This window comes from Salicibibacter cibarius (assembly GCF_016495725.1).
Lineage (GTDB): Bacteria > Bacillota > Bacilli > Bacillales > Marinococcaceae > Salicibibacter > Salicibibacter cibarius.
The window spans coordinates 1,727,701-1,748,760 of sequence record NZ_CP054705.1 but is presented as its reverse complement, the minus strand read 5'-3'; the positions used below and the strand labels follow the sequence as shown (position 1 = coordinate 1,748,760).

Genomic DNA, 21,060 nt, shown 5'->3' with positions numbered 1-21,060 from the left:
TTCCATTATTCACACACCTGAATAAGCCATGAATCCGCCGTCTACAGGAACTGTAATGCCGGTTACAAAACGGGAGGTTTCTTCGTCCGCTAACCAGAGAAGGGAACCCAGGAGATCTTTCGGATCCCCGAACCTCCCCATTGGCGTGTGGTCAATAATTTTATTCGCGCGTGCCGTAAGGCCTCCGTCCTCCGTTGTTAACAATGATCGATTTTGTTCTGTTAAAAAGAAACCGGGGGCGATGGCGTTCACGCGGATTCCAACATCGGCAAAATGAACGGCGAGCCATTGGGTTAAATTTTCTATCGCTGCTTTTGCACCACTATAGGCGGGCACTTTTGTCATCGGAGAGGGCGCACTCATTGAGGATATATTAACGATCGCGGTCCCTTCTTGTTCTACCATATCTTTAGCGAAAATTTGCGTTGGCAAGACCGTTCCCAATAAATTGAGTTTAAAAACGTGATCAAAGCCTGAAAGAGTCATATCGAAAAAAGTTCTGACAGAGGTGTCTTCAATATCTTCAATATTAAAGGTTTCTTTGGATGTCGTAGCATCAGGGTGATTGCCCCCTGCCCCGTTAATCAATAACTGACAGGGGCCAAGTTCTGCATTTATTTGTTCACGGGCTTGATGCACACTTTCTTCATCCAAAACATCACAAGATACGGCTATAGCACTTCCGCCTTTTTCTTTTATTTCATTGGCAACTTCCTGCCCTTTTTCGGAAGTGCGGTTCAAAATGGCAACCTTCATTCCTTGTCGAGCCAATTCCTGTGACATCACTCTGCAAAGAACGCCACTTCCTCCGGTAACAATCGCTACTTTATTCTTCAAGGATTCATGATTTGGCAACATTCTAATGGTTTCCTTTCTCTTTCGCTAATTCATAGGCATCCCAAAGCCCCCATAGGTGCATGATGCCAAGCGCACGATCATACAAGCCATATCCCGGTCGGCACTTTTCCTCCCAAATATGCCTGCCGTGATCGGGACGGACATAGCCCGTGTACTCATTTTCGTGATAGGCTTTTACGATATCGGCAATGTCGACGGAGCCGTCCTTGCTGCGATGGGATGTTTCAATAAAATCCCCGTTTTCTCGAACGTTAACGTTACGAATGTGCGCAAATGGTATACGGTTATGATACTTGCGTATAATGCCGGCGATATCATTATCCGGATTTGCACCGAGTGAACCGCTGCATAATGTAATTCCGTGAGCGGGACTATCCGACAACGATAAAAAACGTTCAACGTTGGCCTCGCTCGTAATAATTCTTGGCAAACCGAAAACAGACCAGGGCGGATCGTCAGGGTGAATCGCCATTTGAATGTCATGCTGATCCGCGACCGGCAATACTTGCTCAAGAAAATAGTGCAAGTTGTTCCAAAGGTCTTCTTCTGTCATGCCCCTATAGGCATCAAACAATCGTTCAAGGTCTTTTAACCTTTCCGGCTCCCATCCGGGCATTGTGTATTCCGCGTTGCTCGTCGTTTGGTTGACGAGTTCCTTTGGATCCATCCCTTCGACTTTCGCATTTTCATAAAAAAGGGCAGTGGAGCCATCTTCCATTTCTTTAAATAAATCCGTACGTGTCCAATCGAACACCGGCATAAAGTTGTAGCAAATAACCTTAGCGCCAGCGGCAGCAACGTTTTTAATGCTTTCTTTATAGTTTTCAATGTAACGGTCTCGGGAAGGAAGACCCAGCTTGATGTCTTCATGGACATTAATGCTTTCCACAACGTCAATGTGAAAACCGTGTTCTTCGGCTTGTTCTTTTACTTCCATCACTTCGTCCAAAGGCCAAACTTCTCCGGCTTCGCGGTCATGCAAGGCCCAAACGATCCCTTCGACACCGGGAATTTGCTTGATTTGCTCCAATGTTACGGAGTCGTTATTTTTTCCGAACCAACGAAATACCATGCGCATGTACGATGCACCTCTTTTCTAAAACGTAAGCACGATTTTTCGTACCTCTTTATTGGGATTTTCCAGTAATTCAAAAGCCTCTTTTACTTGTTGGAAGTGAAAGGTATGGGAAATCATCGCTTCCGGGTCAATATTTCCTTTGTTCACTTCTTCGATCACTGACTTAAATTGATGCGTTTGTAAACGTGATCCTGCTACTGTTAACTCTTTTTTTGTCAATAATAAAGAAGCAATCGATGACGGTTGTTCGTTAAAGCCTAGAGTAACAACATTTCCCGCGACTGAAGCGAGCGTCACTGCTTGTTCAAACGTACCCGCGGTACCAACAGCATCAATGACCACGTTGGCAAGTTCTTGATCGGTCTTATCGGCAATCACCTTTTCAATATCTTCTTCTCCCGGGTGTAAGAGGTAATCGGCGCCGATGCTTTTGGCATAGTCAAGCCGCTCCTGATTAAAATCGGAAATGAATGTTGTTGCTCCGTGTTGTTTGGCCAAAGCTAAGCAACTTAGTCCTGTTGGACCGGCACCCATGATCAGTACCGTATCACCCTTTTGAACGTTTCCCCGCATCGTGGCTTGAGCGCCAATTGTCATCGGTTCGGCCAATGCTGCTGCTTCAAAAGAAACATGCTCACTGACTTTATGCCACTTGTCGGCAGGTGCCACCATAAATTCTCTCATCCCGCCATCCCGATGCACTCCAGATACTTCCAGATTCACACATACATTCGGACGTCCTTTGCGGCAAGCATAACACTCTCCGCAGTAAGAGATCGGCTCTAACGCGACCCTATCCCCCGGCTTAAGCGTGCTTACCTGACTCCCGACAGACGCCACTTCACCGGAGACTTCATGCCCGATTACTCTCGGATAGACGGTGAAGGGGTTGCTGCCGTGGTAAATGTGCATGTCCGATCCGCAAATCCCGACAGCTTTGATTTTGACGAGCACATCATCCGAACGCTCGACTTCAGGCTTATCCTTCATAACAACATCCAATTTTCCCGGTTCCAACACTTGGATGGCTTGCATTCTAAATCACTTCCTTTATTAATCAAAAAGACTTGGTAAAAATAACGATAACGATGGGATGTAGCTAACAAGCAAAAGAACAAGCAATGCTACGCCAAAGTAGGGGATCAGCTCTTTAACTGTCTTTCCAATTGGCACTTTTGCAATACCGGAAGCCACAAACAAGCATACGCCCACCGGTGGTGTAGACAACCCGATCATGAGTGTGAGTACCATAACAACACCAAAATGAATCGGGTCCATGCCGATGCTTTCCGCAACAGGCAACAAAACGGGGAATAGTATAACAAGGGCTGCTATTGTCTCTATGAACATACCGATAATAAGAAGCAAACCGAGCATTAACAGCACGATTAAAAATGAATTTTCCGTGATGGATAAAATGCCATCAGCAAGCATAATCGGAATATCTTCGTAGACGAGAATCCACCCGAAAAGGTTAGCTAACCCGACGAGCAATATAATGGATGCTGTTAACGTTAACGTTAACGTGTTTCCTATAATAGTCGGAATTTCTCTTGGTTTTAGTTCACGGTAGACAAGTCCGCCGATAATAAAAGCATAGACAACAGCGATCACGGCTGCTTCCGTCGGTGTAAAATAACCTCCTAAAATCCCCCACATAATAATGACAACCATTAACAACGCCCAAAACGCACCAAGAAAAGATTTGCCTACAACCGACAAAGGCTGACGATCTCCTTTTGGATATCTTCGTTTTACCGATATGGCGTAAGTGACGATTAAAAACCCTGCGGCGAGAAGCAGTCCTGGTATTGCACCGGCGATAAACAAATCTCCGATGGAAATGCCGGCAAGTGTTCCAATGATAATCATTGGAAGCGAAGGAGGCAACATCGGTCCGACCGTTGAAGAAATCGACGTTACGGCTGCCGAGAACCCACCTCCGTACCCTTCTTTTTTCATGGACGGAATCAGGACCGAACCAAGGCTTGCCGTGTCCGACAAAGCAGTTCCGGAAATTCCGGCGAAACCTAGTGATGAAGCGACATTTGTCATTCCGAGCCCCCCGCGGATATGTCCGACACATGCTTTTGCAAAAGTAATAATCCGATCAGTGATGCCACCGGCATTCATAAGATTTCCGGCAAGGATAAAAGCGGGAATGGCGAGCATAACGAAAGAATCCATTCCTGAAAACATCGCCTGCGGAATAATAGTGAGCGGGATATCGGTCACTAAAAGATAAAATAAAGAAGAAATACCCAAACTAAAAGCAATGGGGACACCAAGCATAATTAATACTAGAAACCCAATAACCAATACTAAAGCCATCATGATGGATCACCTTCTGACATACGCTTTGTAAACCGGTCAACGATAAAAATGATTGAGTAAATGAACAAGAAAACAGCCAGAAGCGGAACAGAGGCATATACATAGCTCATCGGAATATCGAGAGCCGGGGCTACAAATTCCCCTCCGAGCTGATAGAAACGGACCCCTTCAATGAATAGGGCAACAGAAAAGGCGGCAACTAATAGATACATAAAGCTTTGATACAGCCGTCGCCATTTTTCCGGCAGAGCATTAATGAGCAGATCTACTTGTATAAATTCATTTTTACGAATGGCCAGCGGTGCTGCAAACGTAATCGCGTAGACAAATAAATAACGGGATAATTCTTCCGTCCAAACTGCACTATAAGGAAGGTAGCGATCCAGTATCTGAATGATTACGACGATGAGTAAACTCGTGAATAAAAGGATTGCCATATATTTCAAGATTTTATCGAATACCGTTGCCGCTTTCATCTGTCTTCCTCCTCTCCATTCCCTTCTTCGATGATTTCCAAGTAGAGTTCGTATTGCTCTTCACCTAAATTATCCTGAATAGCCGGGAGCATTACCTCTTGGAAGGCATCTTGGTCAACCTCATTGAACGTAATCCCTGCTTCTTTTAAACGCTCGTCTACTTCCTCAGCGTCCTCTTCCATTAATTCTTGGGCATACGTTTCAGCTTCTTCGGCAGCTTCGAGCACTTGATCTCTTTGATCGTCCGGTAGTTCCTCTAGTTGTTCATTGCCAACAACAACATAAATCCAGGAAGGGACATGCTCAGTAAGATTCAAGTAGTCTTGCACTTCATAAAACCCGTTACTCTCCGTTAAATCATTCGGATTTTCCTGACCGTCGATCATCCCTTGCTGAAGACCGGTAAATGTTTCATCCAGTCCGATCACTTGCGGGTTGGCACCCGCTTCTTCCCACGCATCCAAAAACAGGGGTACATTCGGAACACGAACATTAAATCCGTTTAAATCATCAGGGTGGGTGATCGGAACGTTTGACGTTAAATTACGTGGAGAACGATCCATATAAAATAAAGGCGTTAAACCGACATCATCGATGATATCCTGTTCAATCGTTTCACCGATCTCGCCTTCAATGACCCGTTGTTTATGCTCCTCATCTTCAAATGCATAGGGCGTCGCCATCAAAATCGCGCTTGGCGTCCAAACTTCCAACGTTTCACCGGTAATCGTAACATCAGTAGCGCCATATTTAATGCTGTTAATGCTGTCAACCTCATCCCCAAGCTGACTGTTCGGATATATATCAATCACGATTTGTCCGTTTGTTTTTTCTTCCACTAGCTCAGCAAACACCTCTGAGGTTTCGTGCCAAGGGTGGCTTTGATCGGATACGTGGGTCATCGTCCATCGGGTTACATCATCTTCGGTGTCCTGGTCCCCCGCCGCACAACCCGAAAGAATGAGCGTGGCGGATAATGTCAGAAAGCTTGTTTTTTTCCACATAAATTTCCCTCCCTGCGTTCATTACTTGAAATAATTAGGGAATAATTCTTTTAATGTTACTTGATCAACCGAAACGAGCGACAGATGTTCACGCATAATGGCCTCTGCAGCATCAGCGTCACCCTGTTTAATCGCTTCCATGATGTCCGCATGGTGTCGCAAAATTGTTTTCCAGTTGTATTCTGCCGCCATGCTTAGCATTCTTACCCGATCCAAGTGAACATTAACTTGCGAGATCACGTTCCAGACACGGCTTTTGCCGCACCCTTTTGAAATTAATGCGTGAAACTCTTCATCAAGAAGAAATAGATCATCGAATTTTTTTTCCTGCATAAACAGTTCTTGCATGCGAAAATTCATAGAAAGTTGATCAAGCACTTCAGCATCAAAATGTGAACATGCAAGCCGTACAGAGGCAACTTCCAGATGTTCACGAATAAAACGGGCATCTTCTACTTGCGTAGAATCAATCAACGTTACAAATGATCCTCTTTGCGGAAGGATATCGAGCAAGTAATCTTGAGCCAGTTTTTGAAAAGCCTCTCTGACCGGTGTACGACTAACTTCAAGCTTTTCCGATATCTCTTTTTCCGAGATTGAGGATCCCGGTTTAAATTTAAGGGTAATAATATCTTTTCTCAGCGATTCATACACCCATTCCCGTGTAGAAATATGTTTGGATAAAGAGTTCAAAAGGCTCCATCCCCTTGTGTTTGCAATATTATCATACTACCATACAAGTATGGTAGTATATTTTTATAGAAATTGAAAGCGTTGTCCTACAAAAACTACAAAAAAATTAAGGAGAAAAAAATGAACATTACTGTTACACATAATGAACTCAAAGAAAAAGTCATTGCAAAGTTTATAGCAAACGGAGTGCGACAGGATGAAGCAGAGATCATTGCTGATGTCCTTGTTCATGCGAATTTACGGGGGGTAGATTCTCACGGGGTGCTTAGGGTTGAGCATTATATCGAGCGTGTGAAAGCGGGCGGTTTGAATATAGAAGCACAGTCCAGCTTAGAAAAAACGAGCGGTAATACAGGCAAATATGATGGCGACAATGGCTTTGGGCATATAATTTCCAAACGGGCGATGGATGAGGCAATCTCAATGGCAAAAGAATCAGGCACAGGAGCTGTCGCGGTGAAAAACAGCAGCCATTGCGGTGCACTTTCTTATTTCGTAAACCAGGCTACGGAAGAACAGCTTATCGGCATTGCAATGAGTCATGCTGATAAAGTTGTTGTTCCATATGGAGGCGCCGATTCATTTTTCGGAACGAATCCTATTGCTTTCGGTTTTCCGACTAAAAAAGAAAAACCAATCGTTTTGGACTTCGCAACTAGCAATGTTGCGCTTGGAAAGGTATTGAATGCACGGGAAAAAGGGGAGGTGATACCTGAAGGATGGGGCGTCGATGCTACAGGCATAGATACAACGGACCCAAATGAAGTTGCATCGCTCACGCCGTTTGGGGGAGCGAAAGGTTATGGCCTTGCTATGGTCGTCGAGGTTTTCTCCGCCTTGTTAACAGGTTCGGCTTTTGGTCCCCACATATCTAAAATGTACGGGGACTATGACCAATATCGGGGTCTCGGCCATTTTTTTATGGTCATTAATCCAGAGAAGTTTGTAGCTATGAATTCGTTCTTGGCAACGATGGATCAAATGATCAAAGAGATTCATGCCGCTAAACCTACGGAATCATTTAGCCGTGTAATGGTTCCCGGCGAACCTGAGATGTTGGAAGAAGAAAGCAGAAAGGAAAATGGCATTCCATTTCCGCAGCATATATGGGATTTTTTAATTGATTAGCTGAAAGTTGCGTAAACCAGGGCGTAATGTACCTCGGCTTCACTGGATATTTAAAGATGTTCATATTCATCTAACCGATATTTCGCAAGTGTTTGTTCCACTTCGTTCGCATGGATGTCGTTTAAAGCAAAGTCTCCGATGCCACTACACCGGCTAATTGGCCGTTTGCACCACCGGCAAAAAGCCAATATCATGTTGCTCCATCAATGCAGCTACTTCTTGTATGGATTGATTTGGGTCAATGGAAACTGCATTCTTCACTATCATATTTCCTGAGTTTTGATTTCGCGACAATGGACATTCCTTCTTTTTCCGGGCTCGTATAGAGAAAAGTATGTGCGTAAAAGAGAGGACAAGGTTATGGACGACAGCATTTTATATTGCTTTTTTGGCTGATAAACCTTCACTTTCGGCTGATTACTAAAATTAATATAGTATTAGAAAACTTGGCTTTTCGCCAAGCTTTTATGGCGAAAAGTTTTAGCCCAACTTATGTAGGTAAGAAAGTTGATTTATACTTTGATTTATACTTTCTTACCTACCAAAAAAAGACTTCCTAAGGAAGCCCGTCATATTACTGCAGGTCATTATAAGAAATTTTATTCCCTTTTTAATTTCCTAATGGCCTCAATGGGTAATTCAGTTGCTTCCGAAATGTGTTCAGGGCTCATGCCCTTAGCAAGCAAGTTTTTGGCTATTTCTTCCTTGGTTTCTTCACTACCTTCTGCTTTTCCTTCTGCCTTTCCCTCTTCTTTTCCCTTTTCAAATCCCTCTTGCATCCATTTTTTATCCCATTCAAATTCGCGGACGACTTCATCAATCTTTTTTTGCGTGTCCGGATCGTACTCCAGTTTTTGCATCATTTCAATCACCTCCGTAAATAATTGGGGGTTGGCTTGAACAACCGCGTGCAACATAATCAGGTAGCGTTTATTTTTATTGTCTTGAAAATACTTACTCAACGTATGCGCTAACTTCTCTTTTTCATTTAATTGATCGGTCAACAGCGTTAAGTGTTCGTTTTCCTTATTGGGCAGATCATCCTGAATAAGAAGTTGGATGGGCACGTCCATCCCTTCGATATAGTATACCCCTTCGTATTCTGAATAGACATGTTTCTCCCACTTCTTTAAATGTCGCAAGAGCCTCATCGGCTTATACAAACTAACCAACGTTAACGTCATCTCGCGAATATCAATGGTGTCCGTGCCATCGGCGCCCGTATTTTTAAATAGATATACGTAAGCCATCCCTTTATAAAAATCATCAATCGAGAGGTAGTCTTTCGGAGATTTGTATTCGATAATATTGTAATGACGAAAGATTCTGCCAATATTTTTATCAATGTGCGCTTCCCCATCTTTTAGAATCAGAACGTCAACTTTCAACGGTTCGCTCGTCAACTCATATTCTTGCTTGAAATCCAACTCATCTGCGTAGGCTTGCAATTCCAATTGCAAGGCCGCCGCAAATGATGGGTGCCAGGAAATTGATTCATTTTCTTTCACCGCTTCACCTCTCTTCATAACGATCAAGTGTTTTCTTTTATTATAGCAAAATGGGGATGGCATGTATATACTGATAAATGTAACAATAGTAGCTATATCATCCCTCGGCCAGATTAAAAGCCGGGCGCCTCACCGCCCAGCCAACTTCACCGTGCCACTGTCGATTTCGTGCTTGTGTAATCTTTCACCATTCGTTGCAGTTCCTTGTGTGCATCTCTAACTTCGAGGGTTTGATCAATAATCCCTTGGAGCGCCTCTACATCCTTATCGGATGCGTTTAACAATGATTTTGGGATGCTTTCCGCGATTTGCTGAAGATTCATATCCTGACTCACAACGAACGCCCACCTTTCTTTTATCTTCTACCATCATTCATTATTTTGACAAAAAAGATTAATTGTCCTGCTAAACGAAACAAATTTACATATTTTACTTCCCCACGATTGTACGGGTATTTAGGCCCTACACTATTATAGGTCTAAGTTATAGATTTATTTTCTATGAAAGGAATTTCCCCTCTTTTGTGGAATATATAACCATAACCAAAATGGGAGGGGTCTTTTTGACAGCGCTGGAAACCATTTTTCTCGAGGCCATGGATCGTTTTCCTGATTGGGTTTATGCAATCGCCGGTATCGTTTTTATTGCTGGTAGCGTCGTTCTAATGATCCAAGTAACGAGGATTTCGAATAAATTTGCCAACGTCGTTGGCCGTGAAGATCGCATTGGCACATTAGCCGAAACAAACGGACAGTTACAATCGAAACTCAAGACATTGGAACATATTCAAACACAATATGATTCTTCCTTAAATGAGTGCAGTATTTTTCTCGAGGAATTAAGATATATCAAAGAATCGGAAGGCGATGCAAAGTTCCATTTATCCGTAAACCTCATGAAAAAACTTGTGAATGCTATTCCCGGCAATATGAGCATCACGCCAGGTTCAAATCACCGATGCGCCTTATGGATGTATAATTCAACCTCAGGTAAATTGGATTTTTTTACGGGGAGCGCTCAATTCCCAAACGACTACAAAGATGGAGGGCGGTCATTGGACATTAATAATACCGCCGGGGGGAGGTGCTTTCGAAAGTCCGAAAATTTATATATTGATGATGTACAGGAGGATGATGACTGGAGCGCGAATGAACAATCAAAGAGTCATTACAATAGTTTAATTTGCATACCGATATTAAACTGGGGTATCATTACAGTGGATGCAATGTCTCCCTTTGCACAGGAATCGCGAGTGATCATTCAAGTGTATACAGATCTTCTAACGCTAGTGATCATGGAAATGTATGATGGAGCGGTTCGATCCACATTTACTCAACAACAAAGGTGGCGTGTATGACGATCGAGGATATCAATATGCGCATCAGCATCTTGAAGGATGCGTATCGACGAAACATGGTTGACCCATATGTATACGAAATTAAGATGGACGATTTACTCAACCGACGGAAATCACTGACACAAAGAAAAATGGAAAGAGAGCAACGCATGGAGCATACCATTGATTGGATGCGGCAAATGCTTGCAAATTAATACGGGCAAAGGCCCGTTTTTTTACACTTTAAAAATGTTTAAGCTAAAGGACTAAAACATAAGTAAAGACTTTGACTTTCGCCATTTTTGACGAGAAGTCAAGTTTTTTTAATAAGCCAGGACAGCGGAGCAGCGCCCTGGCTTTTATCGTCATTCGTTTGTCATTCGTTTAAGCAGCTGTCGCCGGAAAACGAACGTAGTTAATCGACTCAACAGATAGATACACCCGGTTTCCTGTCCCATACCCGTCGTTCACATCAACCGTTAGAACCAGATTGCCGGTGACATTCACAAGGATGCCTTCAATCAAGTTATTATCGGTCGCGATTTCCACGGTTGTGCCTAAGCGATTTGCTAATTCATCACGAAAAAGATTTTCGAACATCGAAACATTCCTCCTTTACAGTTCACTAACAAATTCAATGGCATCGATACGGACAAGTGCTTGAGCCCCGGTGTCGTCTACCATCACAATATAATCATCTTGAACAGAAATCAGTGTGCCGCTTACATCACCAAACGGTGTTGTGACTTGAAGCTGCTCGCCTATCATCGTGGACAACAGCTCTCTCAACGTACTCGGCTCCGAGTCTCTAAATTTATTCGTAATCCAACTTGTCGTCATATTGGCGTTCCCTCCTCTGGATAACCGCAGTTCGATCAAACTTGTATTTAAGTCGGCAAGCTGGTTCATCAATCGAAGTGATGCCGACTGTTCATTGTTCGCCATCCTAACCCTCCTCTCGCTTTCTTAATCATATTATTTAATGAAAAATTCTTCTGTATAGGATACACCCTACTTCCGAGGCCTATTTATCGAAAAAGACGCACTTGTCCACCTAGCAAATGCCCCGGATGACACGATAGTTTGAACCGTCGAATACGATAGATGCGACATCTATGATAAAGGGGCCATGACATTGAAGGACATAACGGTAGTATTGCTAGACTATCCCGATGACAAAACGTTGCAAGCAGCTGTTCATTCCCTAAAAAAAATCAGACATCGCGTAAAAACAATGGGCATCGTCCATCGGCCAAATGTTAGTATTCCACCACTAAAAGAATTTGAGAAACGTATTTGGACAACAACCATTCAAGATCATGATCCGGGCACAACCTTAAACGAAACTTTCAAGAAGATACAGAGCACCTATGTGTTGGTTCTCAAAGATCGGGAGTTCCTCTCTCCTACGCTCGACCCGTCCACTTTACATCTGACACACGATCAATCAGTTATGACCCATGCGCGAAACGTACGTAATATCCGTATTCGTGAACCGTTTTTCATTAAAACGGAAACGATGAAAAATAAAAGGTTTTACGCTTTACACCATTTGCCGTTCAGAGAAGCGTTGTTGCCTTTTTGGCTGCATACCATCGACGAAAAACTCGTGTTTGCCAGAGAAGATACATGTGTCGAGACGCCAACAAAGGGCAGCTCCAAAGATCAGCTGGAAAAGGTCCATCTTTTACAGAAATTAAACGCCGACGTTCCGGTTCCACAATCCCCTACACTATCCGTCCTTATCCCTTGCTTTAACATGGACGCTTATGTCGGGAAAGCCATTTCCTCTGTGTTTTTTCAACATACAGAACCCGATCAACTGTTCGTAATTGATGATGGATCCGACGATCAATCCTTAGCAGAAATCGAAAAATGGCATGGAATAAGCGGCATGGAAGTTATTAGCAAAGAAAATGAAGGAAAAGCGAGGGCCCTGAACAGGGCTTTAGCTCATGTAAAAACGGATTTCATCATGGAATTAGATGCCGATGATTGGCTCGACCCGGATGCGTTATCTACCATAAAGCGGAATCTTCAACATCTTCCGGAAAATGTGTCATTGTTATATGGGAATTTTCGCAGATGGAAACAACGTGACGGCGGGGATATTTTATATAAAACGATTGCAAAAGGGAGACCCGTACGAACGAGACAGCAATTGCTCGCCTATCATTTCCCATTGGGACCTAGAATTTATCGTACGAAAGATTTAAAAGCTGCAGGAGGATTCCCCGTCGTTTCTTTTGCCGATGGCCGCCTGTATGAGGACGTTAGTATTTTATTGGAATTAATCACCGATACACGGTTTTCCTATCAAAATTTCACAGTTTATAACATTCGCGAGCATGCGAAAAGCATAACGAAACAGCATCAGGATAAATGGCAAGCATTTAAAAAACACCTTGGTGATAGGCCTTCCTTTCATTGATAAACGCCGTTGCAAAAGGAAACGAGCATAATAAGATGGTAAAGCGATAGAGTTATGAACATGTTAGAAAGGAGCCTTAAATTGCATTACGACAACAAAAAAATCGGTGTTATCGGTTTAGGTTACGTCGGTTTGCCCCTTGCATTATTATTCATGCAAAGCGGTCACCACGTAACCGGCATAGACACCGATGCCAACAAAATAAAACAATTGCAAAAGGGAAAAAGCCATATTCCGGATATATCCGGTGCTGCTATCACTCACGCCTTATCCGAGGGATCGCTAACGATAACAACAGACTATGATGTTGCATCTACCTTGGATATCATCATTATTTGTGTGCCCACGCCATTATCCAAAGCCAAAGAGCCTGATTTGCGTTTTATAAAACAGGTAAGTGAAGTGCTCGCACCAAGATTGCAAAACCATCAACTGATCATTTTGGAAAGCTCGACCTACCCCGGAACGACTCGTGACGTCATCATGCCAATTCTGGAGAAGAGCGGATTGAACATCGGGAAAGATTTTCATCTCGGGTACTCTCCAGAGCGTATTGATCCCGGAAACCAATCGATCGAAGTGAAAGATATTCCGAAAGTCATTAGCGGTATCACTGACGATTGTTTGCGTCACGTGTCTCGTTTTTACCGGTCCATCTTCACACAGGTGGTTCCCGCTTCATCCGTCGAGATCGCTGAACTTTCCAAACTATTGGAGAACAGCTACCGATTTATTAATATTTCGTTTATTAACGAAATGGCCATGTTATGCGACAAATTAAACATTAACGTGTGGGAAGCAATCGCTTCGGCCGGCACAAAACCTTACGGGTTTACGCCATTTTTCCCGGGGCCGGGCATTGGCGGGCACTGTATTCCCGTCGATCCTTTATATTTATATTGGATCGGACAAAAACACGGGTTTCACTATCAATTTCTGTCATTAGCCGAACACACGAACAACTATCTTCCCGCTTATATCACACAGCAAGTGAAATCCCGAATCGAACAAAAGAAAAACATCAAAGATGCCAATCTTTTGTTATGTGGCATCGCCTACAAAAAAGACTCCAATGACGTGCGAAGTTCACCGGCGCTTTCGCTTATGCGCCATTTCCTCCAACTTGGTGCGAATGTTCTCTACCACGATCCTTATGTGCCGGAAGTGACAATTGACGCGGAAAAACACCAAAGCATCCCGCTGTCAAAAAAACAACTGGAAAATGCCGACATAGTCATTCTTTTAACCGACCACTCCACGTTGCCAATGCAAAAAATCATGGACCACGCATCACTCATCTATGACACCAGAAATCAAAGCGAAAGGTTTCAAGGGAGCGCCGAAGTCATCGTTCTGGGCGGGGGAAACGCCTAGAAAATGACCGCCGAAACATCCGACGGTCTTTAAGGGGTCCAATAGTTTAAATATAAATGTGGTAACAACTACTAACTAGCGGAGGAAAAACACGGAGACTGTGGGGAAGCGCAGTGGGAAGACCCCGCAGAAAAAAGCGAACTTCTTTTTTCCACTTTAAAGAACGTTTAACTTTTTCAAGGGAATAAAATATAAGTAAAACTAAGGCTCCCACCATAAGAACTTGGTGGAAGCCAAGTTTTTCTAAGAGGAGGCTGAGCGCAAGACCACGGAAAGCGCAGTGTTTTTCCGTAGCGGTTACGTTTACCATTAAATCTAGTTAGTCAATTTCGGCGAAGAGTCTTTTTAAGAAAGGGAGATGTCCATGATTTCCGTGATCACGTGTACCAATCGACCGCACATGATGAAACAAATTTTTGAAAACTATTCCAGGCAAGGCTTGGAAGAAAAAGAACTCATCCTCATCCTGAACAACGATGCGATGGATAGAAAGCGGTGGCAAGCAGAAGGAAAAAAGCACCCGAACGTTTCCGTTTATCAGCTGCCGGAGCACTTATCCGTCAGTGAATGTAAAAACTTCGCCGTAAAACAATCCAATTATCGTTATATCGCCAAGTTTGATGACGATGATTACTACGCCCCGCCTTACTTAAGCGTCGTTTTTGAAGCCTTCAACAGACAAAAAAAAGCCGACATTGTCGGAAAAAGCAGCATCTATGTTTATTTTGAAAAAGAAAATTGCTTAGGCCTATTGCCATCGGAAACCGAAAACGGTTTCGTCCATCGAGTTGCCGACTCAACATTAGCGTTTAAAAAAGATCTCTTTTCGAGCGTCCGTTTCACAAACATGAAAGTCGGCTCCGATAAACGTTTTCAGATGGATGCTCGAGCAAAGGGGTTCGCGATCTATTCAACGGATCGTTATAACCATGTAGCCATTCGCGGGGGAGATGCCCATACTTGGCACATTAAAGACGATCTACTTATGAAAATGTGCATCGAAAAGCGCTATACGCGTGACTATCCATCGATCATAACGATGAGTTATTGAAAGAACAATGTCTCCAACCAGTCGTCCATTGTTTTCTCTACTGTATAGTGATTTAAAATCCGTTCCCTTGCCTCTTTTTTCAACATTGCGTGAAAAGACGGATCATTCCTGATCTTCTTGATCTTTTGCACAAAGGGGGCAGACCGGTTGCTATTTAGGATGAGCGAGCGGCCCTTGGGGCCTGCCACTTCTTTGACATAACCAACATTTGTGGCTAGTACGGGAACGCCTGAGGAATAAGCTTCCAACGCGGGTGCAGGTCCTCCTTCATTGGAAGATGTGATTAATAGCAGATCCAATTGCTGATAAAAGGCAGGCATCTCATCGATCGCGATCGGAGACGAGCGCGTCGCTTCCACAAACGCAATTGCCGGATCCTCATGAAAGGTTTTTACAATTTGCCGGTAAAGCGTATGATAATTTTTTACTTTTCTTGTTTCATTCCCGATCCAACCGACGACGAATGTGTCCTTATGTTTCTTTTGGCTCCTAGGGCAAAAAAGCTCGCTGTCTACGAACGGACGGATATAGTTCACCGTTTTTTTCGGAAGCAGTTGTTTTACTTCGCGCGCCAATTTTGGATTTATCACCCCAAATTGCCGAGGTTTGGCCATTATTTCTTTTATGAAGCGGTTATTGACCTTAATGGGATCTCGCCATTCCCGGTAGACGCGATGATTGTTCAAAAAATAATTGTAAGACCCGATTTGGGACGTATCAACGCGAATGTTCCGTTTGATAAGCAGCTGAGCTATGCCGAGCCCCAATGTTGCAATAACCTCGTAAACGTCGTTTATATACTGTGCGCCTCGTTTATTTGCCAAAGCTTCCATCTCTTTGAGAGAGTAGATATCCAGCCTCTGATGATAGTGTTGAATCATCTTAGCTTTTTGCCCCAAAACCCACCAATCGAAATCGTATACGAGCAAATGCTTGCCCATAATATCCCCTTCCCTCGCGTCTTCGTTGCTCATGCCTATGCATGGCTGAAACGAGGCATACACATCTCCCCAAACTTTTTCGTTCTCCATCCTTGTCTATTTCACAATGACGGACGCGACATACAATACCGGAGAATAGACTCACCAGGAGGTTTTATGAAAATGACCCGTTACCTAGTCACCGGAGGCGCCGGTTTTATCGGCTCTCATCTCGTTCATTCGTTAGTCAGCAAAGGTGCGCATGTCAAAGTGCTTGATAAATTTATTACGGGCAAAAAAAGACATTTACAAGATGTGTTCAACGATATCGAACTCATTGAAGGCGATTTCACCGATCCTGAAACCATAAAAAAAGCGGTTCAAAACGTCGATGTTATTTTTCATCAAGGGGCTATGCCATCAGTGCCAAAATCGATCAAAGATCCCATCGCAACCAATCAGGCGAATGTCACGGGAACGCTTCAGCTTTTGCATGCTGCTGTCAAAGCGGGGGTGCGCCGGTTTATTTACGCAGCTTCGTCGTCGGTCTATGGAAATAGCGACGTCCTGCCAAAACAGGAAGATATGATAGCGGCACCCCTGTCACCCTATGCGGTGAGCAAGTACGCGGGCGAACGTTATTGCAAAGCATTTTACGAAGTCTATGGATTAGAGACGATTTCGCTACGGTATTTCAATGTTTTCGGACCGAATCAAGATCCTCATTCTGAATACGCGGCCGTCATTCCAAGCTTTATTCATGCGTTGTTAAGTCACCAAACTCCGCTCATCTACGGCGACGGCAAACAATCACGGGATTTTACGTATATTGATAATGTCGTTTCCGCGAATTTGTTGGCAGCTGAAGCCCCGAAATTGCAAGGGGAAGCGATTAATATCGGAAGTGGCGAGCGGACGGATTTAGTAACACTTGTTAAAAAAATAAATGTAATACTGGGGACAGATATTGCACCTGTCTATACATCCGAGCGGGCAGGAGATGTCATGCATTCGCTAGCGGACTTACGGCTTGCTGAAAACTTAGTTGGGTACCGCCCTGGCGTTTCATTTACCGAGGGGCTTAAGCAGACCGTGAACGCCCTAATGCAAAAATAGTTACTGGTTGTCCTCTATGTGCCGCCCCCGATGTTTACCTCCTTTCATATATATAAGGTATAAGAGAAAGGAGTTGATGGTTTTGCAAAGAATCTATATTGATCCGGGGCACGGAGGAAGTGACACCGGCGCCACGGGAAATGGACTGTATGAGAAAGATATTGTGCTGGACATTGGCTACCAGATGAGTGTCTATCTTCGCGATAACTATGAAGGTATGTATCGCAGAATGTCCCGCACGGATGACACGTTCGTTTCATTACAAGCTCGTACTGATGATGCAAACAATTGGGGGGCAGACGTGTTCATCTCCATTCACGCCAATGCCTTAGACGGGAGTGCAAGAGGATTTGAAACGTATATTCATACGAGTAATCCGGACGGCGCCAGTGATTTGCAGAGTGTTATGCATCCCCAAATTTTGGACGAGATGCACGCATTTGATTCCGGCATCCCTGACCGCGGAGCACAAACGGCCAACTTCCATGTTTTACGGGAAACACAAATGACCGCGATATTAACTGAAAACTTATTTATTGATCACGCTGACGACGCTGCACTACTGCAAGATCCGGATTTCATCACAGCTGTGGCTATAGCTCATGCCGAGTCTGTCGCCGAATATTTGAACTTAACACCGATTGGCAACGGCGACGATAATGACGAGGATGACGATAGTGATGACAATGATGATGGCGGGGAAAGCTCTACGTTCCAACATTGGGATGGCTCCGTCATTCGAAACGGCGATCAAGGAAATCCTGTGGAGGAACTGCAACAACGTTTAGTTGATCTGGGATACACGCTCCCACGATTCGGGATCGACGGCATGTTTGGATCTGAAACAGCCAGCGCTGTTCGCGCATTTCAGCAAGAAGCCGGCATCGGTGTTGATGGCATCCCCGGACCGGAAACGCACGAAGCACTGGAGAACTATACGACCACCTTTGCTTTCCAACATTGGGACGGATCCATCATTCGAAACGGTGACCAGGGGCAACACATGGAAGAACTGCAACAACGCTTAGTGGATCTCGGTTACAGCTTATCCCAGTTCGGGATCGACGGCATACTTGGATCTGAAACAGCAGACGCTGTTCGTGCATTTCAACAAGATGCCAGCATCGGTGTTGATGGCATTCCAGGTCCGGAGACGTACAGAGCTTTGCGCAGATAAAGCTGGAATATAAGGTGAAGTACGAATCGCTTAGAAAAACTTGGCTTCCGCCGAGTTCTAATGGTGGGAGCCTTAATTTTACTTATACTTTAATCCTTTAACAAAGTTAAACGTTCTTAAAGTGTAAAATAAAAACGCCAACCGCGTGGAATCAAATGTAAAACCTTGATTTCATGCGGTATTTTTATGAAGGTTTCCTGGTCTCGACCTAATACTGATTTCGCCTTCGGCCCGATCACGAACAGCAGCCCATAATAATACAGACCTCCACAGCCTTTTGTTCTTCTCAGCGTAGCTCGACCTCCGTCCGAGGGATTACTTTCCTTCTCTTGTTCCTCTCAGCGTAGCTCGACTCCCGTCTGAGGGATTACTTTCCCTCTCTTGTTCCTCTCAGCGTAGCTCGATCCCCGTCTGAGGGATTACTTTTCTTTGTGCTCCCGGATACTCCAATTTATCTTCCGATTATAGGATTAATCATTTATCATACAGGGAATGGGACAAGGATACATATACTATATCTTTTCATTTTAAGGGGAATAGCCATGTCAAAAAGACCGATCGATATTGAAGACTTATTTCATTTGACACAGTACTCCGACCCACAAATTGACCACAAGGGAGAGACGTACGTTTTTACCGGACGAGCGATTAATGAAAATCAAAGCTATACCGAGCATCTCTACGTGCAGGATGTACATCATGGAGAACTTAGGCAATGGACATTCGGGAACGTGAAAGACCGCTTCCCCCGCTTCTCCCCGGACGATCAAACGATTGTTTTTTTGTCCAATCGCAGCGGAATTGATCAATTGTGGAGCATATCGACGAACGGCGGGGCTCCGAAGCAGTTAACCTACTTAGAACATGGCGCGGGCAAACCCCATTGGTCACCGGGCGGCCGATCCCTTTTGTTTTCGGCACCCGTAGGAACAGATCGAGCATTCACTGAGCAAGTGGAAAAAACGAAAGAAGAGCGGGAAAAGAATGTAAAAAAGAAGGAACCATTCAAAATTGAGCGCCTCAAATATAAATCGGATGCCATGGGTTTCCATGGCCAAAAGCACCAGCAACTGATTCTCTTTGATATCGAAACGAAAACGAGTGAACAGCTGACGACAAATGAGGTGGATCATAATGTCGGCGGGTGGTCTCCGAACGGGAAAAAAATCGCGTACACAGCGAATTTGAAAGGAGATAACCACATCGGCCAAGACATCTTTATCCAATCGATCGGGACGGTAGAAGAAACGAGGCAGATCACAGCGTCGGACGGCACGTATCACGACATATCATGGTCGCCCGACGGTGCAAAAATCGCTTGTTTTGGCCATACGTACACGTATGATGGAGCAACACAAAATGAAATATGGACCATTGATGTATCCAACGGGGAGAAAAAACTGCTCACACCAGATGTTGATTTTGAAATCGGCGACGCCATGATTAGCGATTTCCAATCCGGGCAACATAACCCGGGTCCTGTCTGGGAAAACGGTCAATCCATCATTTTTACCGCCAGCCGTTTTGGACGTACCGGAGTTTTCAGAGCCTCCATAAACGGAGAGATTCATCCAATATTTGAAGAAAACCGGCACGTTTATGCCTTTTCTTTTCACAAGGAAACCGACGTGCTCATCGCCGGAATCAGCAGCCCGACCGACCCGGGAAACTTTTATGCCATCCCTTTGGATAATGGAAAAATCACACAACGAACATACGCGAATGATGCTTACCTTTCAGACATTCAATTGCAAGAACCGCACACCGTCCGTTTTTCCGCAAATGATGGCTGGGAAATCGAAGGTTGGTTGCTCTACCCTTCTAACTATAATCCCGAAAAAAAATACCCTCTCATACTCGAAGTCCACGGGGGGCCTCATGCCATGTATGGGTATTCGTTTTTTCATGAGCTACAAGTATTGGCAGGAGTTGGATACGCGGTCTTGTACACGAATCCGAGAGGGAGCCACGGCTACGGCCAACATTTCGTCGACGCGGTCCGTGGGGATTATGGAGGAAGCGACTACACGGATCTCATGGCTGCGCTCGATCAAACGTTAGAGCGTTTTTCGTTCATCGATGACGCGCGATTGGGCGTTACCGGCGGAAGCTATGGAGGCTTTATGACGAACTGGATTATTTCCCATACCAATCGCTTTAAAGCCGCGGTCACGCAACGCTCGATCGCAAATTGGCTTAGCTTCTACGGGGTTAGTGACATCGGTTACTATTTTACAAAATGGGAAATCGGTGAGCATTTACTTGATGACCCGGCGAAATTATGGGATCATTCCCCACTAAAATATGCACGGGATGTTGAAACGCCGATACTGATTTTACACGGCGAACAGGATTTGCGCTGTCCGATTGAACAAGCGGAACAGTGGTTTACCGTGCTCAAATATTACGGGAAAGAAGCCGTGTTCGTGCGCTTTCCCGACGCAAACCATGAACTAAGCCGCAATGGTCCTCCGCGATTGCGAGCGGCAAGGCTTGCGGAAATTGTTCATTGGTTTAGGGACTGGATTTAAGCAAGGGGCGCTGTGCGATGAAACTCTAATCACACAACGCCCTCT

At 44.4% G+C, this 21,060-nt stretch carries 22 protein-coding genes; 9 read left to right on the top strand and 13 right to left on the bottom strand.

Features of this window, described 5'->3' with window-relative positions; all coding sequences use genetic code 11:
* Nucleotides 1-9 precede the first annotated feature (9 nt).
* Genes HUG15_RS09195 through HUG15_RS09165 form a run of 7 tightly spaced genes read right to left on the bottom strand, consistent with a single transcriptional unit; the run spans nt 10 to nt 6,443 of the window.
* Nucleotides 10-858: an SDR family oxidoreductase gene (locus HUG15_RS09195; RefSeq protein ID WP_200128353.1), complete on the bottom strand. Its 849-nt coding sequence runs from the start codon at nt 856-858 to the stop codon at nt 10-12.
* A 1-nt stretch (nt 859) separates the two neighbouring features.
* Complete coding sequence (gene uxuA, locus HUG15_RS09190; protein ID WP_200128352.1) at nt 860-1,936, bottom strand: mannonate dehydratase; 1,077 nt, start codon at nt 1,934-1,936, stop codon at nt 860-862.
* 18 nt (nt 1,937-1,954) lie between these two features.
* A complete protein-coding gene (locus HUG15_RS09185) occupies nt 1,955-2,971 on the bottom strand; it encodes a zinc-binding alcohol dehydrogenase family protein (protein WP_200128351.1) in 1,017 nt (338 codons plus the stop codon).
* A gap of 18 nt (nt 2,972-2,989) precedes the next feature.
* The gene (locus HUG15_RS09180; protein WP_200128350.1) at nt 2,990-4,270 is read right to left on the bottom strand and encodes a TRAP transporter large permease; all 1,281 of its coding nucleotides are present in this window, start codon (nt 4,268-4,270) and stop codon (nt 2,990-2,992) included.
* Nucleotides 4,267-4,746, bottom strand: a complete 480-nt coding sequence (locus HUG15_RS09175) for a TRAP transporter small permease (RefSeq protein ID WP_200128349.1) — start codon at nt 4,744-4,746, stop codon at nt 4,267-4,269. The genes HUG15_RS09180 and HUG15_RS09175 overlap by 4 nt, the downstream gene beginning before the upstream one ends.
* Entirely contained in the window at nt 4,743-5,750 is a 1,008-nt protein-coding gene (locus tag HUG15_RS09170; RefSeq protein WP_200128348.1) for a TRAP transporter substrate-binding protein, read from the bottom strand. Before HUG15_RS09170 ends, HUG15_RS09175 begins: the two co-directional genes overlap by 4 nt.
* 21 nt (nt 5,751-5,771) lie before the next feature.
* Nucleotides 5,772-6,443 carry a GntR family transcriptional regulator gene (locus HUG15_RS09165; protein ID WP_200128347.1) on the bottom strand — a complete coding sequence of 224 codons (672 nt, stop codon included), beginning with the start codon at nt 6,441-6,443 and terminating at the stop codon, nt 5,772-5,774.
* A 120-nt stretch (nt 6,444-6,563) separates the two neighbouring features.
* Here HUG15_RS09165 and allD point away from each other — a divergent pair, with 120 nt between their 5' ends.
* A complete protein-coding gene (allD, locus tag HUG15_RS09160) occupies nt 6,564-7,571 on the top strand; it encodes an ureidoglycolate dehydrogenase (RefSeq protein WP_200128346.1) in 1,008 nt (335 codons plus the stop codon).
* Between the two features lie 153 nt (nt 7,572-7,724).
* On the opposite strand, the gene HUG15_RS09155 is transcribed toward allD, so the two are convergent.
* The 3 genes from HUG15_RS09155 to HUG15_RS09145 all read right to left on the bottom strand — a co-directional run bounded on the left by HUG15_RS09155 (nt 7,725) and on the right by HUG15_RS09145 (nt 9,414).
* Nucleotides 7,725-7,832, bottom strand: a complete 108-nt coding sequence (locus HUG15_RS09155; RefSeq protein ID WP_200128345.1) for a CBS domain-containing protein — start codon at nt 7,830-7,832, stop codon at nt 7,725-7,727.
* A gap of 338 nt (nt 7,833-8,170) precedes the next feature.
* The gene (locus HUG15_RS09150) at nt 8,171-9,079 is read right to left on the bottom strand and encodes an RpnC/YadD family protein (RefSeq protein WP_211202365.1); all 909 of its coding nucleotides are present in this window, start codon (nt 9,077-9,079) and stop codon (nt 8,171-8,173) included.
* A 146-nt stretch (nt 9,080-9,225) separates the two neighbouring features.
* Complete coding sequence (locus tag HUG15_RS09145) at nt 9,226-9,414, bottom strand: hypothetical protein (protein ID WP_200128343.1); 189 nt, start codon at nt 9,412-9,414, stop codon at nt 9,226-9,228.
* A 227-nt stretch (nt 9,415-9,641) separates the two neighbouring features.
* Here HUG15_RS09145 and HUG15_RS09140 point away from each other — a divergent pair, with 227 nt between their 5' ends.
* Nucleotides 9,642-10,436 (top strand): GAF domain-containing protein, encoded by a 795-nt coding sequence (locus tag HUG15_RS09140; RefSeq protein ID WP_200128342.1) that lies wholly within the window; start codon nt 9,642-9,644, stop codon nt 10,434-10,436.
* Nucleotides 10,433-10,630, top strand: a complete 198-nt coding sequence (locus tag HUG15_RS09135; RefSeq protein ID WP_200128341.1) for a hypothetical protein — start codon at nt 10,433-10,435, stop codon at nt 10,628-10,630. The genes HUG15_RS09140 and HUG15_RS09135 overlap by 4 nt, the downstream gene beginning before the upstream one ends.
* Nucleotides 10,631-10,799: 169 nt before the next feature.
* On the opposite strand, the gene HUG15_RS09130 is transcribed toward HUG15_RS09135, so the two are convergent.
* Nucleotides 10,800-11,015, bottom strand: coding sequence for a hypothetical protein (locus HUG15_RS09130; protein WP_200128340.1), 216 nt, complete (start codon nt 11,013-11,015; stop codon nt 10,800-10,802).
* A gap of 15 nt (nt 11,016-11,030) precedes the next feature.
* Entirely contained in the window at nt 11,031-11,360 is a 330-nt protein-coding gene (locus HUG15_RS09125) for a DUF2642 domain-containing protein (protein ID WP_200128339.1), read from the bottom strand.
* A 190-nt stretch (nt 11,361-11,550) separates the two neighbouring features.
* On the opposite strand from HUG15_RS09125, the gene HUG15_RS09120 reads away from it, so the two are divergent.
* The 3 genes from HUG15_RS09120 to HUG15_RS09110 all read left to right on the top strand — a co-directional run bounded on the left by HUG15_RS09120 (nt 11,551) and on the right by HUG15_RS09110 (nt 15,271).
* Nucleotides 11,551-12,846, top strand: coding sequence for a glycosyltransferase family 2 protein (locus HUG15_RS09120; RefSeq protein ID WP_200128338.1), 1,296 nt, complete (start codon nt 11,551-11,553; stop codon nt 12,844-12,846).
* 81 nt (nt 12,847-12,927) lie between these two features.
* Entirely contained in the window at nt 12,928-14,220 is a 1,293-nt protein-coding gene (locus tag HUG15_RS09115) for a nucleotide sugar dehydrogenase (protein WP_246516563.1), read from the top strand.
* Nucleotides 14,221-14,584: 364 nt separating this feature from the next.
* Nucleotides 14,585-15,271, top strand: coding sequence for a glycosyltransferase family A protein (locus HUG15_RS09110; RefSeq protein WP_200128337.1), 687 nt, complete (start codon nt 14,585-14,587; stop codon nt 15,269-15,271).
* On the opposite strand, the gene HUG15_RS09105 is transcribed toward HUG15_RS09110, so the two are convergent.
* Complete coding sequence (locus HUG15_RS09105; RefSeq protein WP_200128336.1) at nt 15,265-16,302, bottom strand: glycosyltransferase; 1,038 nt, start codon at nt 16,300-16,302, stop codon at nt 15,265-15,267. The genes HUG15_RS09110 and HUG15_RS09105 overlap by 7 nt on opposite strands.
* Before the next feature lie 72 nt (nt 16,303-16,374).
* Between HUG15_RS09105 and HUG15_RS09100 the strand changes: the two genes are divergently transcribed.
* The 3 genes from HUG15_RS09100 to HUG15_RS09090 all read left to right on the top strand — a co-directional run bounded on the left by HUG15_RS09100 (nt 16,375) and on the right by HUG15_RS09090 (nt 21,015).
* Complete coding sequence (locus HUG15_RS09100; protein WP_200128335.1) at nt 16,375-17,307, top strand: SDR family oxidoreductase; 933 nt, start codon at nt 16,375-16,377, stop codon at nt 17,305-17,307.
* 82 nt (nt 17,308-17,389) lie between these two features.
* Complete coding sequence (locus HUG15_RS09095) at nt 17,390-18,484, top strand: N-acetylmuramoyl-L-alanine amidase (protein ID WP_200128334.1); 1,095 nt, start codon at nt 17,390-17,392, stop codon at nt 18,482-18,484.
* Nucleotides 18,485-19,026: 542 nt separating this feature from the next.
* Complete coding sequence (locus HUG15_RS09090; RefSeq protein ID WP_200128333.1) at nt 19,027-21,015, top strand: S9 family peptidase; 1,989 nt, start codon at nt 19,027-19,029, stop codon at nt 21,013-21,015.
* Nucleotides 21,016-21,060: the final 45 nt, after the last annotated feature.

Coding starts and splice junctions, on each gene's coding strand:
- HUG15_RS09175 (WP_200128349.1), bottom strand. CDS start 4,746: ATGAAAGCGGCAACGGTATTCGATAAAATCTTGAAATATATGGCAATC.
- allD (WP_200128346.1), top strand. CDS start 6,564: ATGAACATTACTGTTACACATAATGAACTCAAAGAAAAAGTCATTGCA.
- HUG15_RS09100 (WP_200128335.1), top strand. CDS start 16,375: ATGACCCGTTACCTAGTCACCGGAGGCGCCGGTTTTATCGGCTCTCAT.
- HUG15_RS09170 (WP_200128348.1), bottom strand. CDS start 5,750: ATGTGGAAAAAAACAAGCTTTCTGACATTATCCGCCACGCTCATTCTT.
- HUG15_RS09135 (WP_200128341.1), top strand. CDS start 10,433: ATGACGATCGAGGATATCAATATGCGCATCAGCATCTTGAAGGATGCG.
- HUG15_RS09195 (WP_200128353.1), bottom strand. CDS start 858: ATGTTGCCAAATCATGAATCCTTGAAGAATAAAGTAGCGATTGTTACC.
- HUG15_RS09185 (WP_200128351.1), bottom strand. CDS start 2,971: ATGCAAGCCATCCAAGTGTTGGAACCGGGAAAATTGGATGTTGTTATG.
- HUG15_RS09105 (WP_200128336.1), bottom strand. CDS start 16,302: ATGGAGAACGAAAAAGTTTGGGGAGATGTGTATGCCTCGTTTCAGCCA.
- HUG15_RS09110 (WP_200128337.1), top strand. CDS start 14,585: ATGATTTCCGTGATCACGTGTACCAATCGACCGCACATGATGAAACAA.
- uxuA (WP_200128352.1), bottom strand. CDS start 1,936: ATGCGCATGGTATTTCGTTGGTTCGGAAAAAATAACGACTCCGTAACA.
- HUG15_RS09125 (WP_200128339.1), bottom strand. CDS start 11,360: ATGGCGAACAATGAACAGTCGGCATCACTTCGATTGATGAACCAGCTT.
- HUG15_RS09130 (WP_200128340.1), bottom strand. CDS start 11,015: ATGTTCGAAAATCTTTTTCGTGATGAATTAGCAAATCGCTTAGGCACA.
- HUG15_RS09180 (WP_200128350.1), bottom strand. CDS start 4,270: ATGATGGCTTTAGTATTGGTTATTGGGTTTCTAGTATTAATTATGCTT.
- HUG15_RS09090 (WP_200128333.1), top strand. CDS start 19,027: ATGTCAAAAAGACCGATCGATATTGAAGACTTATTTCATTTGACACAG.